This window comes from Candidatus Laterigemmans baculatus, from assembly GCF_010367455.1.
Taxonomy (GTDB): domain Bacteria; phylum Planctomycetota; class Planctomycetia; order Pirellulales; family Pirellulaceae; genus Laterigemmans; species Laterigemmans baculatus.
Map to the genome: position 1 here is coordinate 1 of NZ_WRPR01000069.1, position 16,049 is coordinate 16,049.

At 64.5% G+C, this 16,049-nt stretch carries 13 protein-coding genes; 7 read left to right on the top strand and 6 right to left on the bottom strand.

Translation table 11 applies throughout. The features are described from left to right. Positions 1-193: 193 nt before the first annotated feature. A complete protein-coding gene (locus tag GNK13_RS13715) occupies positions 194-1,924 on the bottom strand; it encodes an AAA family ATPase (protein WP_164103121.1) in 1,731 nt (576 codons plus the stop codon). A 273-nt stretch (positions 1,925-2,197) separates the two neighbouring features. Between GNK13_RS13715 and GNK13_RS13720 the strand changes: the two genes are divergently transcribed. Then, positions 2,198-3,172 carry an acyl-CoA desaturase gene (locus tag GNK13_RS13720; RefSeq protein ID WP_164103122.1) on the top strand — a complete coding sequence of 325 codons (975 nt, stop codon included), beginning with the start codon at positions 2,198-2,200 and terminating at the stop codon, positions 3,170-3,172. Between the two features lie 215 nt (positions 3,173-3,387). Here GNK13_RS13720 and GNK13_RS13725 read toward each other — a convergent pair whose 3' ends face one another. After that, the gene (locus GNK13_RS13725) at positions 3,388-3,744 is read right to left on the bottom strand and encodes a hypothetical protein (protein WP_164103123.1); all 357 of its coding nucleotides are present in this window, start codon (positions 3,742-3,744) and stop codon (positions 3,388-3,390) included. A gap of 60 nt (positions 3,745-3,804) precedes the next feature. After that, a complete protein-coding gene (locus GNK13_RS13730) occupies positions 3,805-4,905 on the bottom strand; it encodes a TIGR01212 family radical SAM protein (protein WP_235935144.1) in 1,101 nt (366 codons plus the stop codon). A 104-nt stretch (positions 4,906-5,009) separates the two neighbouring features. On the opposite strand from GNK13_RS13730, the gene GNK13_RS13735 reads away from it, so the two are divergent. Further along, complete coding sequence (locus GNK13_RS13735) at positions 5,010-5,324, top strand: hypothetical protein (protein ID WP_164103125.1); 315 nt, start codon at positions 5,010-5,012, stop codon at positions 5,322-5,324. 179 nt (positions 5,325-5,503) lie between these two features. On the opposite strand, the gene ftsH is transcribed toward GNK13_RS13735, so the two are convergent. Continuing rightward, positions 5,504-7,603 (bottom strand): ATP-dependent zinc metalloprotease FtsH, encoded by a 2,100-nt coding sequence (ftsH, locus tag GNK13_RS13740; protein ID WP_164103126.1) that lies wholly within the window; start codon positions 7,601-7,603, stop codon positions 5,504-5,506. 211 nt (positions 7,604-7,814) lie between these two features. Here ftsH and dxr point away from each other — a divergent pair, with 211 nt between their 5' ends. From dxr to GNK13_RS13765, 5 genes are read left to right on the top strand one after another with little or no spacing between them, the layout of a single operon-like run. Beyond that, positions 7,815-9,023, top strand: coding sequence for a 1-deoxy-D-xylulose-5-phosphate reductoisomerase (dxr, locus tag GNK13_RS13745; protein WP_164103127.1), 1,209 nt, complete (start codon positions 7,815-7,817; stop codon positions 9,021-9,023). A 20-nt stretch (positions 9,024-9,043) separates the two neighbouring features. Beyond that, complete coding sequence (locus GNK13_RS13750) at positions 9,044-11,263, top strand: site-2 protease family protein (protein WP_235935146.1); 2,220 nt, start codon at positions 9,044-9,046, stop codon at positions 11,261-11,263. Between the two features lie 5 nt (positions 11,264-11,268). Then, positions 11,269-12,147 (top strand): class I SAM-dependent methyltransferase, encoded by an 879-nt coding sequence (locus GNK13_RS13755; RefSeq protein ID WP_235935148.1) that lies wholly within the window; start codon positions 11,269-11,271, stop codon positions 12,145-12,147. Next, complete coding sequence (larE, locus tag GNK13_RS13760) at positions 12,144-13,022, top strand: ATP-dependent sacrificial sulfur transferase LarE (protein ID WP_164103129.1); 879 nt, start codon at positions 12,144-12,146, stop codon at positions 13,020-13,022. Before GNK13_RS13755 ends, larE begins: the two co-directional genes overlap by 4 nt. Then, complete coding sequence (locus GNK13_RS13765; protein ID WP_164103130.1) at positions 13,019-14,557, top strand: serine/threonine-protein kinase; 1,539 nt, start codon at positions 13,019-13,021, stop codon at positions 14,555-14,557. Before larE ends, GNK13_RS13765 begins: the two co-directional genes overlap by 4 nt. A gap of 117 nt (positions 14,558-14,674) precedes the next feature. Here the strand turns inward: GNK13_RS13765 and GNK13_RS13770 are convergent, their stop codons facing one another. After that, positions 14,675-15,028, bottom strand: coding sequence for a histidine kinase (locus tag GNK13_RS13770; protein ID WP_164103131.1), 354 nt, complete (start codon positions 15,026-15,028; stop codon positions 14,675-14,677). Further along, the gene (locus GNK13_RS13775) at positions 15,015-16,040 is read right to left on the bottom strand and encodes a Gfo/Idh/MocA family protein (protein WP_164103132.1); all 1,026 of its coding nucleotides are present in this window, start codon (positions 16,038-16,040) and stop codon (positions 15,015-15,017) included. The genes GNK13_RS13770 and GNK13_RS13775 overlap by 14 nt, the downstream gene beginning before the upstream one ends. Between the last annotated feature and the right edge of the window lie 9 nt (positions 16,041-16,049).

The following is a 16,049-nucleotide window of genomic DNA, read 5'->3' on the forward strand; positions in this document are numbered from 1 at the left end:
CCGTGGGGGAGAGGGCTAGGGTGAGGGGGCCGTAGCCGGCCGCTTAGACCCCCTCACCCCAACCCTCTCCCCCAAAGAGAATCGCGAAAATGTTCGGGGGTGAAGGTCAAGCGATTGCCGCGAGTCCCTTCGGGGGAGAGGGGGCTAAAAACTGCTCGACCCTCCCGGGGGGAGGGTGAAGATGTGCTTCCTTCTACTCCTTCTCGACCGCGGCCCAGTTGGCTTTGAACTGCTTCTTGCACTGGGGGCAGCGGAGCGGACGTCCCAGCAGCCGGCCGCTGAGCTTCAGCCGCTTGTCGCAACTCTGACAGGTCACCCGGAGTGTGTGCGGCTCGCCGACCATTCGCTCGAGCTCCTGGGGGGCAAGCCCCGGCAGCCCCATATCTTCGGCTTCGAGCTGGGTCAGTAGCTCGGGGGTGAGCGGTACGACGCTGGCCACGCGGTCGGCGAGGCGGCGGACACATTCTTCGAAGGCATTCCGCGCCAGCCGGCCGTTGCCGAAATGGCGATCCCGCACGCGGTGCAGCGCGTCGAGTCCGAGCAGCAACCGATGGCGGCTGGCTGGAGGGAGGCGGTAGTGGTTGGCTTCGCAGAGCAGTTCAAAAATCCGTCCCAAGTCGGCCGGCTCGTAGTCGTCGAACTCCAGACGCGAGTTGATTCGCGAGCTGAGGCCCGGGTTGCTGCGAATCAGCTCGTCCATCTCGTCGGGATAACCAGCCAAGATGATCACCAGCCGATCGCGATCATCTTCCATCCGTTTCAGCAGCGTTTGAATCGCCTCGCGGCCATACGCGTCGTCGCCGCCGCTGACCAAGGAGTAGGCCTCGTCGATGAACAGCACGCCGTCGCGGGCTGAGTCGATCAGCTGGTTGGTTTTGACCGCGGTTTGTCCGGCGTACTCGGCGACCAAACCCGAGCGATCGGTTTCGACCAGGTGACCGCTTTTCAGGATCCCCATCGCTCCGAGGATCTTGCCGACGATGCGGGCCACGGTCGTCTTGCCGGTTCCCGGGTTGCCGACGAACGCCATGTGCAGGCTGATCGGCATCGTCGGCAGGCCAGCCGACTGCCGCTCGCGCTGCAGGCGAAGGAAATTGGTCAGCGAGCGGACGCGGTCTTTGACGGCTCCTAAACCGATTAACCGATCGAGTTCGTCGAGCGCTTCGGACAACTGTTCTTCGGGAGTCAACGTCGGTGCTGCTTCGAGCTCACCTGCCGTGGGATTTGCCCCGGAGTGTTGACGCGGACGCTCAAGGGTCGACTTCGAACCGGCTGCTTGGGCAGCCGGTCGCGAGGGCGCGGAGTTGGCCGGAGCGGGTCTGCCTAGAGCAGAGTTGGCCGGAGCATGATTGGTCGGGGCAGGACCGCCGGGCAGCTGTTCGTGCGGCATGACCGGGGTGGCCACGTCGGCGCGGACTCCGTGCAGAGCCAGGGCGATGTCGCGCTGCAGCGTGTGGAGCGCGACAAGTTCATTGGGGCAGGCGAGGCCATCGCACTTGGCTACCAAATTCGCCAACCGCATCACGATCGTTTGCAGGTTCGCCGTCCGATCGCTCAGCGGCTCGTAGACGACGAACGGGCGGACCAACACCTCCCAGCTGAGCGTATCGGACTGCTGGAGCAATTCCTCGGCGGCGGTTCGCAGCTCCGAGCCGTGCAGACGCTGGTCCCAGAGGTGTTCGAGGAGCAGCGAGCAGACGTATTTTTCCATCCGCGTCCAGCGACCATCGCTGCGGATGATCACGGTGTAGACCTTGACCAGGAGGCCGCGATGGAGGTCGTCCATCAGCTCCACGAAGGAATCCGCGCGTTCACCGAGCAGTGTCTTGTGGCTCGCCACCAACCAGCGGCCGCTGTCGACGTACAGCTTGCGGGCTTCGCGCATGACCCGGCGGAGGTGAGGACTGACTTCTTCGGGGGTCATGGGCCTGCGGAGGAAGAGGGGGTCTGGAGCGGATTTCGTGGGTTTTTGCGGGAAAAATCGTGCGTGATCCGAGGGTGCGAAGGGGCGAGAAAAAAAATTTACACGCCTGTTACACAGCTGAGCTTCGTTGGTGACAGCGATTTGCTAGGCGACGAGTATCGTTGTCGTGACCGCGACGGAGCAGGGCGTTCAGGCTGAGCCAGGAGCCCCGATTCGTGGCGAATTCTCTCCCTTTTTACACCACCCTCACAGCGGCTGCGAAGGACCAACCCCATGGCGTCTGTGCTCGATACCCCACGGAAAGCGGATCTCGATCGGAAGCCGTCCCCACGGCCATCGAAACGGAGCAAGCCGGCCGGTGGGCATCCGACGAAGGAAGAGCGGATCGAATCGGGTCGGATGAACTGGGCCTCGATCGGCTGGTTGATCGTCCTCCACGTCGGGCTGCTCGCCGCCCCGTTCACCTTCACTTGGCAGGCACTGGCGCTGACGGTGTTTTTGCACTGGGTCACCGGCGGCCTGGGGATCTGCCTCGGCTACCACCGGTTGCTGACCCACACCGGGATGCAGACCTACAGGTGGGTGCGGTACCTGTTCGCGACGCTCGGATCGCTCGCCGGCGAGGGTTCGCCGCTGGACTGGGTCGCCGACCACCGCAAGCACCATCAGTTGAGCGATCAGCCGGGCGATCCCCACTCGCCGCACGACGGTAGCTTTTGGAGCCACGTGCGGTGGGTCTTCTACTCGACGCACGAGGGCGACCGCGAAGGTTACCTCAAGCGATACGCTCCCGACTTGGCTCGCGATCCCGGGATGCGGTTCATCGACAAGATGTTTTTGCCGCTGCACATCATGACCGGCGTGTTGCTGCTCGGGATCGGCTACTGGACCGGCGGCTGGGCGATGGCGGCGTCGCTGGTCGTGTGGGGGATGTTCGTGCGACTGACGTTCGTGCTGCACAGCACTTGGTTGGTCAACTCGGCGAGCCACATGTTTGGCTATCGCAACTACGAGACGACCGACGACAGCCGCAACAACTGGTGGGTCGCGTTGGTGACCTACGGCGAAGGCTGGCACAACAACCACCACGCTTTCCCGCGGATGGCGCGGCACGGTCACAAGTGGTGGGAGATTGACCTGACCTTCATGATGATCCGCGCCCTCAAGGCAGTTGGCCTGGTCTGGGACGTGGTCGATCTGGAGAAGGGGAAGAAGGGTTCGAAGACCCGCGAGCTGGGCGCCGAGTAGTCAGGGTTAGGGTCGGCTAACGATTTCGACATTACCCTCCCCCCGGGAGGGTCGGGCTCTCAGGCCCGGGGAGGGAAAGCAATACCCGACGACGAGCCCAGCGTAAATTTATCACTGCGGAAGCCCTCCCCGCTCGTTCCTCGCGACCCTCCCGGGGGGAGGGTGTTGGCGGAGTGGCTCGCTGTGCGGTATTTGAGCCACCGCATCTGCGTGAGCTACCGGCGGCGGGATTTCCAAAGCACTACGCTCATCGTCGTGGCATAGCTCAGGCAGGAGACCGCGAGGATGACGATGATGAGCATCGGTAGCGGTTGGACCGGCTCGCGGGTGATCAGATCGAGCACCAGCTCCGCACTCCGGGTCGCCGCTCCGAGGCCCCCGATCGCGGCCAGGCAGCAGGCGAACGCGGTCCACGAGCGACGCCGGTGCGGATTGAGGCTGACGATCCCCGCGATCACCAGCGGAATCCCAAAGATCATCGGGATAAACGCGGTGGCGATTTTGCCCGACGTCGAACTGAGCAGGCCGAAGAGGGTCAAGGCGCATAACCCTAAACCAAGAAGAATCGTCACACGCGCCATTTCCGCTCCACGCGGGCACTGAAAACTCGAGATCCAGCCGTCGAGCTGATCCTAACTCCGCTGCTGCACCTTGGGGAGGCGGAGTACGGGAAGGACGCGTGTCGAGCAAAGTTTCGCGCGGACCGCTTCGGGCGTAGCGTCGCCGCTGTACCCTGGGGCGAGCTCGGGGCCAGCCGCGTGAGCCAGCTCAGGGGCTCGCTGCTCGGAGTGGCCGGATGGCGGGTACGCGGTTCCTTGGCGGCTGCCGCGGCGGAGAAACTCGGCGTCGATGTCCATCCGGATCGAGGACTTCTCGAGGCACCACTGCGGTGCGATCAGAAACTCGCTCGGCGCTTCGCCGCTGACCCGCTCGACGATCATTTGGGGCGGCATTCGCTCGAGGAAATCGACGACCGTGTGGATGTAGTCCTCGCGTTCCATCATCTCCACCTCGCCCCGCAAGACCTGTTCGCCCAGCGGCGTGCCATGGACGGCGTACAGGTTGTGGAGCTTGATCCCATCGGGCTCCAAGTGCGCGACCGCGGCGGCCGTCTGCATCATCTCGGCGTGAGTCTCTCCCGGGATTCCAAGGATCACATGGGCGCAGGTCTCGAAACGGCGACCGCAGCTGCGGCGCATCGCGTCGATCATGGCCTCGTGCTCGTGGGCTCGGTTCATCCACCGGAGGCTTTTGGAATGGATCGACTGCATCCCAAATTCCAGCGAGACGTAACGCTCGGCGGCCAGCGCATCGATCAACTCGAGCACCTCATCCGGCACGCAATCCGGCCGAGTTCCAATCGCCAATCCAACCACTTCGGGATGTCGCGCCGCCGCTACGAACAGCTCTTCCAACTGGTCGGTGGGAGCGTAGGTGTTCGTGGCGGGTTGGAAGTAGGCGATGAATCCGCGGACGTTGCCGTATCGCTTGCGGACCGTCGCGATTCCCGACTCGAGCTGGGTCAGCACCGCCCGCAGTCGGCCTCGTCGGCTGGGGCTGAAGGAGCGGTTGTCACAGAACACGCAGCCGCCGCGAGCCAGGGTGCCATCGACGTTCGGGCACGTGAACCCGGCATCGAGGCTGACCCGCTGCACACGGCCGCCGAACCGTCGCCGCAGCGCCGCTCCGTAGGCGTTGATGTTCAACCCCGATTCGATCCAGGCGTGTGTCACGAAGCGGCAATCCTGTTTGCTGGGGGGCTGGCGGCAGGTTGGTATCGAATGTGCGATGTCCGGCACTCATCGAGTTGTAAAACATTTCCCCGGGAGACGCGATGATGAGCGACAAGCTGGAACCCCGCTTCGAGATCCTGATCGAGCAACTGGCCGATCAAATCCAGGAAGCACTGCGGGGGGAGGCCACGCTGACCGAGGCGGATGTGGCTCCCGTCGTGGGGCGGCTGCACGAGGAAGGTTTTGACAATCGTTCGGCCAGACGCCCGCTGTGGACGCTGGTGGAGGATCGAGTCGTCGACAAGTATCCCGAGCCGGCCATCCATCGTCGCGCCGAACTGCAGAGTTTGCTCGGAGTGATCCGCGACGCTTGGCAGGGATTAGGCGATTTGAGAGACACCAGCGGACGGCCGCGATAGGTTTTCGGCTAGCTGGACATCGCCATTTTCTCAAGCGGAATTGCTGTAACGTCAGCAGTACCCGGGAGTTGGCTACAGAGTCGTTTAACGGCAAGCCGAAGGCGACTGCTTTTTAGAACACAGTCGCCTTCGGCTTGCCGTTAAACGATTTTTCCGCGTGCCGTCGGCTCTCTCGTTACCTAGATCTGCCCCTCGGCGGGTGGAGCAATATCCATGGGCCGCGTTGGGTGGGGCACGTTGATCGACTTTTGAGTGCCGGGCACGACGCGGGGACCGGGCGAGTACTCTTCGATCAACTGCATCAGAACTTCGCCGTCGATTTGTTCGACGTCGAGCAAGCGGCGAGTTACCGCCTCGAGTGCGTCGCGGCGCTGCTGCAGGATCTCAGCCGTCTGGTCGAGCGCTTCTTGAAGAATCCGGTGGACCTCCAAGTCGATTTCGCGAGCTGTTTCCTCGCTGTGATACCGCCGCGCGGGGGCATCACCGCCACCGGCGAGGAACGGCGACTGATTGCTCTCGCGGAAGCTGACTCGGCCGAGCTTGCTCATCCCGTAATCCATTACCATCCCGCGGGCGATTGCCGTGGCCCGCTCGAGGTCGTTTTGGGCTCCGGTGCTGATATCGGTGAAGATCATTTCCTCGGTCAGCGTTCCGGCGAGCAGCACGCGAATCTGGCTTTCCAGTTCGCTCCGCGTCATCAGGTAGCGGTCCCCCTCGGGACGCTGCATGGTGTATCCGAGGGCGGCGATCCCCCGGGGAATGATCGAGACTTTGTGCACCGGGTCAGTATTCGGCAGGGCGTAAGCGACCAGGGCGTGCCCCGCCTCGTGGTAGGCAACTCGGACCTTCTCGTCCTCGTTCATCAGCCGCTTCTTCTTTTCCAGTCCCGCCGTCACTCGCTCGACCGCTTCATTGAATTCGGCGATCGAGACGGAGGTTTTCCCGGAGCGGGCGGCAAGCAGGGCCGCTTCGTTGACGAGGTTCGCCAAATCGGCGCCCACGAATCCGGTCGTGATCGAAGAGATTTCTTTGAGCGCGACTTCGCCGTCGAGTTTCACGTTTTTGACGTGCACCTTGAGGATCTCTTCGCGGCCGGCGGCGTCGGGGCGATCGACCAGCACGTGGCGGTCGAAGCGACCGGGGCGAAGCAGTGCCGGGTCGAGCGTCTCGGGGCGGTTGGTCGCAGCGATCACGATCACCGAGGTGTTCGGATCGAAGCCGTCCATTTCGACCAGCAGCGCGTTCAGCGTCTGCTCGCGCTCGTCGTGTCCGCCAACGACCGTGCCGCTGCGGCTTTTGCCGAGGGCATCGAGCTCGTCGATAAAGATGATGCAGGGGGCACGGTTGGTAGCTTGCTGGAACATGTCCCGCACGCGGGCCGCTCCGACACCGACGAACATTTCGACAAAGTCGCTACCGGAGAGGCTGAAAAAGGGGACGCCCGCCTCTCCAGCGATGGCCCGCGCAAGCAGCGTTTTGCCGGTTCCGGGGGGGCCGACCAGGAGCACCCCCTTGGGGATTCGCCCGCCGAGCTTCTGGTATTTTTCGGGACTTTTGAGGAAGTCGACCACCTCGCGGACTTCTTCCACCGCTTCGTCGATCCCCGCGACGTCGTCGAACGTCACCGGCGAATCGTCCTGGGCATAGAGCTTGCCGCGGCTGCGTGAGAAGGACATCGGCGAGCCGACGCCGCCGACGCGGCGGAGCATCACGATTCCGAACGCGATCAGCACCCCGATCATCATCAGCGTCAGGCCGTGATCGGCGAGAAACGTCGACGGTTTATCGGTGTCCCAGAGAATGTTGTGGTCCGAGAGAAGGCCAATCAGCTCTTGCTCTTCGGCTTCGTTCTTGACCGTCCGGAGTGTCTCGAAGTTGACTTCGATCGGCTCTTTGGGGTCTTCGGATTTGCCGAACTGGCGATAGAAGACCGTTCCGGTGATCGTTTCCTCGCCGACCTTGAGATTGTTGGGACGGCTGTATTCGATCTGGACGTCGCGGTTGGTCAGGCTGGGGACGACGATTTTCCCGTCAGCCGCACCGTCTTCGGCCGCCAACGCGTTCTCGGTCGGATCGACCAGTTCGCTGCTCCCCCACTCCTGGTAGCGGGTTTCCTCGAGCAGCCGCACGAGGTCGGGATAGCGAATGCGTTTGGTGGTGGATCCGAGGAAAAACGCGGCCAGGGCGACCGCTGCTCCGACCCCGATCAGGACCCAAATAATGCCGGTCCCGGGACGCGAATCATTAGAACCGGAACTTCGTCGATCGTCGTCGGCCATCGTGGAATTGGTCGCTCAGATGAAAGAAACCAGCGCCGCGGCGCTGGATGGGGAAGCGGAGTGCCGGGCGCGTCTCGAGCGGCCCATGGTGACGCCGCGGGTTGCGGATTCACAGCCGCAAAACCTACAATCCGCCCGGCTCCGCTCATTGGACGTATGGGTTGGGAGCATTGTTCGAATCATATCGCGAAGCGACAAGCAGGCGGAGCAGATGAGCAGTCGAAGCGTCGCCGTGCTGGGTGCGACCGGAAGCATCGGGCGGGCGACGATCGACGTCCTCGAGCGGCTCGGCAGCGAGTGGCGAGTCGCGGCGATCTCGGGCCACCGCCGTCTCGATACGCTCGCCGAACTGGCTCGCCGCACCTCCGCTCGGCAGGTCGTCTTGTCCGACGCCAGCGCCGGCGGCGACTGGAGCGAGTGCGAGTGGCCTGCCGGCGTCGAGTTCTCCCGCGGCCCCGAAGCGTTGGTGCAAGCGGCCACGGCGGCGGAAGTCGATACGGTGGTGGCCGCGATTGTCGGCCGCGCCGGCGTCGAGAGCACGCTGGCCGCCTTGCAAGCGGGCAAGCGGGTCGCCCTGGCGAACAAGGAGACGCTCGTCTGTGCCGGGCCGGTCGTCGCCGAATTGCTCGGCAAAAGCCCCACCGAACGGCTTGCCGGCCCCGCCGAACGGCTTGCCGGCCCCGCGAGCGGCGGACGATTGTTGCCGGTCGACAGCGAACACTCGGCGATCTTTCAGTGCCTAGCTGCCGGGCCGGACAACCCTCGGCGGCTGATCCTGACCGCCAGCGGGGGGCCGTTCCGCCAGTGGTCGCTCGAGCAGATGCAGGCGGCGACGGTTGCTGAGGCACTGGAGCATCCAACGTGGCGGATGGGGAAAAAGATTACGATCGATTCGGCGACGATGATGAACAAAGCGCTCGAATTGATCGAAGCACGGTGGTTATTCGGTTGCCCCGCCGAATCGCTCGAGGTGGTGGTGCATCCCCAATCGATCATCCATTCGATGGTCGAATTTGCCGATGGATCGGTCGTCGCCCAGCTGAGCCCTCCCGACATGCGGCTGCCGATCCAGTACGCGTTGACCTATCCTCAGCGGCTACCCTGTCCATCTCCCCCGCTGGAGCGGGGAAAACCGTGGGAGCTGACGCTCGAGCCGGTGGATCAAGAGCGATTCCCTGCGATTCCTTTGGGATTTGAGGTCGCAGCGAAGGGAGGAACGGCCGGCGCGGTGGTCAATGCGGCCAATGAAGCGGCGGTCGACCTATTCTTGAGCGGGCAGATTCGTTTTACTGATATCGTGCCGGCCTGCCGGGCGGCACTGGAACATCACACATTTGAGGAGCGACCGTCCCTCAGTCGGCTGTTGGAGCTGGATCGGTGGGCGCGCGCGGAGGTGGGGCGGTGGAGCTGTCGAGCTTAGCGTTGTTGGGTGCCGAAGAAGTGAGCTGGGTTGCCTGGCTCGGCGACAAAATCTGGATTTGGGGGGCTGTGGCTCTCGGGATCGGGTTCGTGATCTTCGTCCACGAACTGGGACACTTCTTGGCCGCCAAGCTGTTCGGCGTCAAAGTCGAGAAGTTTTATGTCGGCTTCGACGTCCCGATTCGGATCTTCGGAGTCCGGCTCCCCCGGACGCTCGGCAAATTTCGCTGGGGTGAGACCGAATACGGCATCGGCGTGATCCCGCTCGGCGGTTACGTCAAAATGCTTGGCCAAGACGACGACCCGCGACGGGCTGCGGAAGAACGCGAGCGGATCCGCAAAGCCTCGGGCGACGCCGATGCTTCAGCCGCTGAAGCCGATGGCGAGGAAACGTATCAGCTCGATCCGCGGAGTTACCCGGCCAAGAGCGTTTGGCAGCGGATGGTGATCATCAGCGCCGGCGTGGTGATGAACCTGATCACCTCGGTGCTGTTTGCCGCGGTCGCCTTCGGCGTGGGCGTCACCTATGTTCCGGCCGTGATCGGACAGACCGTCCCAGGCTACCCCGCTTGGCAAGCGGGATTGGAACCGGGAGGCCGGGTTGTCTCGGCCGGCGGGATCGAGAACGACGACCAGCTGCACTTCAGCGACATGATGCTGGAAGTCGCGAAAGCCAGCATCGACGATCCCAAGGAACCGGTTCCGGTCGCGATCCGCTACGGCGAGGAAGTCCGCGAGCTCTCGATCGTCACGGCTAGCTCGCCGCTCGATTCGAATCGTCGACTGATCGGTGTCGGCCCGCCGCTCTCGAACCAGTTGGGCGAGAGCATCGCCGCGTTGCCCTACTCGGCCGCCGCCGAAGTGCTCGAAGAAGCGGACCGCGGGGCGCGCGTGGTGGAGGTCAACGGGACGCCGGTCGAGACCGCTGCGGTCGTCGGCACGCCCCTCTCCTCCTCCATTACCGCCCCGCTGGTAATGAATCCCGCAGCACCGGTCGAGCTGACGCTGGAGCGGGCTGGCGGAGAACGGGTCAACGTCACCGTGCCGCCCCAGCCGCTCAAGAGTCTCGGTTTTCGCTTGGCCCCAGGCCCGGTGACTGCTCTGGTGGCGGGCGGGCCGGCCGAAAAAGCCGGTGTGAAGGTCGGTGACCGCATCGTCGGCCTCGGCGACGACCCGCAAACGCCCGACGCAATCAGCTTGCCGCAGCGGATCGCCAGCGCAACAGGGCCGGTCCAGTTGCGGCTCGAGCGAGGAGGCGTCGAAGAGGGGAGTCAGCGGGAAACGATTGCGGTCGAAATCTCTCGCTGGGAGCATTCGTCCGGGGCAAACCCGGTCTCGGCGACCAGCGGCCAAATTGAGTTGGCTTCGATCGGACTGGCGTACGAGCCCCAGCCGGTGATCATCGACGCGGGCGCTTCGGCGGGTGGCGCTGCGGAAGACGCAGAAGCGGCGGAAGGCGCAGAAGCGGCTGATGGTGAAGCGGCTGATGGTGAAGCGGCTGATGGTGAAGCGGCTGATGGTGAAGGGCTGCAGGCCGGCGATCGAATCCGCCGCGTCGTGGTGCTTTGGCCCGAGGACCGGGTTCCGGAAACGCTCGAAGGACTCATTGACCCGAAAGTGATCGAGAGTTTGACCAAGGGCTGGAAGATCGGACCCGACCGGCCGCTGACGGCGCTGGTCGATGCACTGCAACTGGTGCCGACCGGAACCCGCGTGCGGCTGTTCGCCGTGCGGGGTGAGAAGGAGCAAGTGGTCGAGGCGGTCCGCGAGCTCGAGTCCTCGGACGACTTCTGGTACGAGCGGGGTTTGCTGCTTCTCCCAGTTCAGCTGAAGCACGAAGCGGAGTCGCTCGGCGAATCGTTCGCTCTCGGGTTCCGCGAATCGAAACGCAAGCTCGGCGAGGTGTTCAGCTCGCTGCGGATGATTTTCACCGGCCGCGTCAGCCGCGAAATGATCGGTGGTCCAGTGGCCATCGTTTCGTTCGCCGGCACCGCCGCCTCGATGGGGCTCCCGAGCCTGCTGCTGTTTTTGACGTTCCTCAGCGTCAACCTGGCGATCCTGAACTTCCTGCCGATCCCCGCGCTCGATGGCGGGCACATGGTTTTTCTGATCGCCGAGGCGGTCCGCGGGAAACCGGTCGACGAAGAGCTGCAAGCGAAGTTGACGATGGCCGGCGTCCTGGCGCTGCTTTCGTTGATGGCGTTTGTGTTCATCAACGACTTTATCAACCTCAGCGGCTGACGGCCGTGCGGTACCAGTTGATTGACTGTGGGCGGGGACGCAAGCTGGAAGCGATCGGCGACTACTGCATCGACCGCCCGTCGCCAGCTGCTGCCGATCTCCAACCCCGGTTGCCGGATCGCTGGGCCGAAGCCGACGCTGTGGTGCACCGCCGTTCGCGAGGCGACGGTTGGGAGTTTCGCCGCCCGTGGCCCGAGCCGTTGAGGGTCGACTGCGGAAGCTTTCAGATGCCGGCTCGGCCGACGCCGTTTGGCCACATCGGTCTGTTTCCCGAGCAGGCGGCGAACTGGCAGTGGATCGACCGCACGATACGAGAGATCGCGGGCCGAGAGATCGCGGGCCGAGAGATCGCAGGCCGCGGGACGCCGCGGGTGTTGAATCTGTTTGGCTACACCGGAGCGAGCAGCCTGGCGGCGGCCGCTGCCGGAGCCGAAGTGGCGCACGTCGACGCGGCCAAACCGAACGTGGAGGCGGCTCGAGCGGCGGCCGAGGCATCGGGGCTCGGCGAGGCGCCGATCCGGTACTTGGTCGACGATGCCCGCAAGTTTGCGGCCCGCGAAGTTCGCCGGGAAAGAGTTTATGATTTGGTGATCCTCGACCCGCCCGCCTATGGGCATGGCCACCGCGGAGTGCCTTGGCGGCTGGAACGCGATCTCTGGCCATTGCTGGAGGATTGCTTGGGATTGATCCCGCGGCACTCGGGAGCGCTGCTCGTGACGGGGCATTCGGCCGAGGTGGGGCCGGCAGAAATTCGCCGCTGGCTGGGTCGGTTCCGGTTCCCGCGGCTAGAATTTGATTCCGGGCGAGCGGGACTCCGAGACCTGAGTGGCCGCTTCCTGGATGCGGGATTTTACGTCCGAGCGGTATGGGGAGAACGCCCATGAGTGCAGAGGAAACAGCCGAGGCGGTCGAGTCGCTGGCGGCCAAGGCCGCGGAGAAGCTGCTCGCATTCGTCGGCACGTTTGAGAGCGCGGTCGTCGCCTACTCGGGAGGCGTCGATAGCGCCGTCGTGGCTGCGGCGGCTGCCAAAGCTCTCGGCGAACGTGCGATCGCTGTGACCGCGGAAAGCCCGAGCGTCGCTGCCGCGGCGCTCGAAGGGGCTCGCCGCACGGCGGGCGAGATTGGGATTCGGCATCGCGTGGTTCGGACTCGCGAAGTCGAGCGTGCGGACTACCGCGCCAACGATGGCCGTCGTTGCTTTTGGTGCAAGCAAACGCTCTACGAAACGCTGCAGCACGTGGCTCGCGAGCACGCTGCGGCGGTCATCCTCAGCGGGACGAATTTGGACGATCTGGGCGACCATCGGCCCGGCATCGAGGCCGGTCGCGAAGCGGGGGTCGTGACGCCGTTGGCCGATTGCGGAATCGACAAAGAGACGGTCCGGGCGATCGCCCAGTGGTGGAAGCTCTCGGTCTGGGATCTCCCCGCCGCACCCTGTCTGGCGAGCCGCGTGGCCTACGGCGTGGAGGTCACCGCCGAACGGCTGCACTCGATCGAACAGGCCGAGCAGTGGCTCCGCGAGCACGGCTGCCGAGAACTCCGCGTGCGGCTGCACGAAGGTCCGATCGCTCGCATCGAAGTCCCGCTCGAGGAGGTCCCGCGACTCACCTCGCCGCCGATCTGGCCCGAGATCCATGCGGCCTTCCAACGCTTTGGCTTCCGTTACGTGACGCTCGACCTCGGCGGACTCCGCAGCGGCAATCTGAATGATCTGATCCAGATCGCTCCTCCGACAGCGAGCGTGGGGCACGGCTCATGAATGCCCCGACGCCCTCCCGCTCCGGTTCCTCCAGCGGGCCCGCCCAAATCGCTTCGACCGACCTGACCGGTCGGCGGCTCGGCGATCTGCAGATCCTCCGGCGGCTGGGGCGCGGCGGGATGGCCGATGTCTACGTGGCCAATCAGTCCACGCTCGGGCGGCGCGTCGCGCTGAAGGTCTTGCGGCGGGATCTGGCGGTCGAGGCGAGCTACGTCGAACGGTTTCGTCGCGAAGCGCGGGCCGCCGCCAAGCTGACGCATCCAAACATCGTGCAGATCTACGAAGTTGGCTGCACCGATTCGATGCACTACATCAGCCAAGAGTATGTCGACGGACTCAACCTTCGCCAGCAACTCGATCGCAGCGGCCCGCTCTCGGTCGAGCAAGCCGTAGTGGTGATGCGGAGCGTCGCCGAGGCACTCTCCGCCGCGTCGGCCGAAGGGATCGTTCACCGGGACATCAAGCCCGAAAACGTGATGATCAACAGCCGAGGCGAAGTCAAAGTCGCCGACTTCGGACTGGCCCGCGTGATCCAAGGCGAGCCCGAGCATCAGCTGACCCAAGTCGGGATGACGATGGGGACCCCGTTGTACATGAGTCCCGAGCAGGTGCAGGGACGCGATGTCGATGTCCGCAGCGATCTCTATTCGCTCGGCGTGATGATGTACCACCTGCTCGTCGGCCGACCTCCGTTCGAAGCCGACACCCCGCTGGCCCTGGCGGTGAAACATTTGCACGACACGCCTCCGCCGTTGCCCGAGGCGCGGCCGGAGGGGGATCTGCCGCAGTGGCTGGTCGTAGCGGTCGAGCGGCTGATGGAGAAGTCGCCGGAGAAACGGTTCGCAACGCCTGCGCAACTGGGCGAGTACCTCAGCCGGGCGATGCAGGAAAGCGGTGCGCCGGGCGGCGCCGCAGCCGCGCTCCACTCCCGAATCGATGCGACGCGGACCTTGCAGCGGCTGATGCGGGAAGAGCCTCAGCCTCGCTCGGTCCGGCGCGCGGTGCTGCGATTCGCGGCGATCACGCTCCCCCTGCTCGCCTTCGTCGCCGGCTTTGCGATGGCCGGACAGGGAACGCGTCCCGACGTCGAGCAGCTTCTCCAACGCTCCGATTTCACCGTCGAGCGCAAGGGCTCGGCTGCCGAGCAGTACCTCGAAGCGGCTCGCTTGAACGAGCCCGAAGCGTGGAGGAAAGTCGCGGAATACTTCCCGCCTGAAGAAAGTCCCATCAACGCCGCCTACGCCGTCAAGTCGCAAATCCAGCTCGCCCGCTACTACCGCGAGCTGGGCCAGTATCGGCAGTCCCAACGGGAGCTCCAGACGCTACTCAGCGATGCCACGTTGGCTGGAATCCATCGCGCGGTTGCCCTGGCCGAGTTGTTGCAGACGCAAACCGCGGCGGGGTTCGGCGCCGACGCCAAAGCGACGCGGGAAGAACTGCGAGCTCAGTACCAGAACCTGCAGGCGACCCCGGCCCAACAGAAGATCTTCGACCGAGTCGTTCCCCAAGAAATCTTGCGAACACTCAAGCCGTAGGCTCTGTCGGAAGTGCCGCTGGTTTCTGCCACTTTGAGCCGTAGGCGCTAGCCTCGGGCCTCGCAGCCACTGGGAACCCGCGGCTAGCGCCGTCGGCTCAAGAATTTCGGACAGAACCTAAACGCTGCCGATCTGCGGCAACCAGGAATCGAATTGGCCGCGGGTCATGACCGCGTCGAAGCCGGCCTCGCGGGCAGCTTCCAGCCGGGATTTGTGGACATGCGGCGCGTAGGCGATCACGCGAGCGCCGGCAAATCGCTCCCGAGCCTCGGGGACGAGCGTATTGACGATGCCGCCACGCGTCGACAGGTCGAGGATCACCCAGCGGACATCCTCGGCGGGATGGTCTTCGCCAGGCTGTGGCAAGGAGGTGCCGAAAGTGAACCGCAGCTCGGCGGCCTCACAAACCGCGCGGACGCGGCCCGCGAAGATTAAATCGCCCGACAGGAAAATGACTTCAGGTGCTGGCATCTAACAGGCTCCGGGGCTGTTCCAAAAGGATCTCCGCTTGCTCGTCGAGGCTTTCCGCGGCTGCTGCAAGCACTCGCGCCGTCTCGACCGCTTGCCGCCGCAGCGGAGCGAGATCCGACTTTCCCTGGAGCTCTTCCACCAGCGCCGCAACCATGTTCGCCTCCTGATTGCCGGTGAACGATTCACTGCGGACGGCGCCGGTCCGGTCGTGAATCCAGAACCGCGTCGGGCGATCGGGCCAGGGACGAGTAAAGTCGTCACAGACGATGGACGCGTCATCGCCGGCGATCTCCATCCATTTGCGGGTCGCCGTGTCGTAGCCGCAATTGATCGTCGCCGAGACCCCGTTTGCGAAAACACAGACCGCTGAGACTCGATCCCAGACCTCCCCGCGGCGCTTCCCGGTCGCGAAGATTTTTCGCGGCGCCTGGCCGCCGACCGCCCACACCGCCATGCCGAGTGCGTACCAGCCGAGGTCGAGCAAACACCCCCCGCCGAGTGCCGCTTCGAGCCGGTGGTCGCCGGACTGGAAGGGCTCGAAGAAGGAAACCGAAGCGCTCACATGCCGCAGCGTTCCGAGCTCGCCAGAACCCACCGCTGCAGCCATTCGCGAGGTTCGCGGATGGTGCAGCCAACCGGTCGCATCCAGCCAGCAGACGCCGCTCTTGCGACAGGCGGAGTCGATCCGCAGCGTCTCGTCGAGCGTCGTTGCGAGCGGTTTCTCGCACAGCACATGTTTTCCCGCTGCGGCGGCGGCAATTGCCCAGGCTGCGTGCATCGCCGGCGGAAGCGCGATGTACACCGCATCGACTTCGCTGCTGCGGATCAGCTCCGCGTAATCTCCGAATGCGTGCGGGATCCCGAACTGGTCCGCGTACCAGCGACCGCGCGAGGCCTCGCGGCTGGCAATGGCCGTCACCCGAACGCCCGATGCCTGTTGCAGTTCGGCCACCAGCCGACGCGTGATTCGGCCCGTCCCAAGCACGCCAAAGCGAATTTCTTCCAATTCCATCCATTCAGC

Bases quoted from the DNA above. Each gene is read 5' to 3' on its own strand.
- GNK13_RS13715 (WP_164103121.1), bottom strand. From the start codon at position 1,924: ATGACCCCCGAAGAAGTCAGTCCTCACCTCCGCCGGGTCATGCGCGAA.
- GNK13_RS13720 (WP_164103122.1), top strand. From the start codon at position 2,198: ATGGCGTCTGTGCTCGATACCCCACGGAAAGCGGATCTCGATCGGAAG.
- GNK13_RS13735 (WP_164103125.1), top strand. From the start codon at position 5,010: ATGAGCGACAAGCTGGAACCCCGCTTCGAGATCCTGATCGAGCAACTG.
- ftsH (WP_164103126.1), bottom strand. From the start codon at position 7,603: ATGGCCGACGACGATCGACGAAGTTCCGGTTCTAATGATTCGCGTCCC.
- dxr (WP_164103127.1), top strand. From the start codon at position 7,815: ATGAGCAGTCGAAGCGTCGCCGTGCTGGGTGCGACCGGAAGCATCGGG.
- larE (WP_164103129.1), top strand. From the start codon at position 12,144: ATGAGTGCAGAGGAAACAGCCGAGGCGGTCGAGTCGCTGGCGGCCAAG.
- GNK13_RS13765 (WP_164103130.1), top strand. From the start codon at position 13,019: ATGAATGCCCCGACGCCCTCCCGCTCCGGTTCCTCCAGCGGGCCCGCC.
- GNK13_RS13770 (WP_164103131.1), bottom strand. From the start codon at position 15,028: ATGCCAGCACCTGAAGTCATTTTCCTGTCGGGCGATTTAATCTTCGCG.
- GNK13_RS13775 (WP_164103132.1), bottom strand. From the start codon at position 16,040: ATGGAATTGGAAGAAATTCGCTTTGGCGTGCTTGGGACGGGCCGAATC.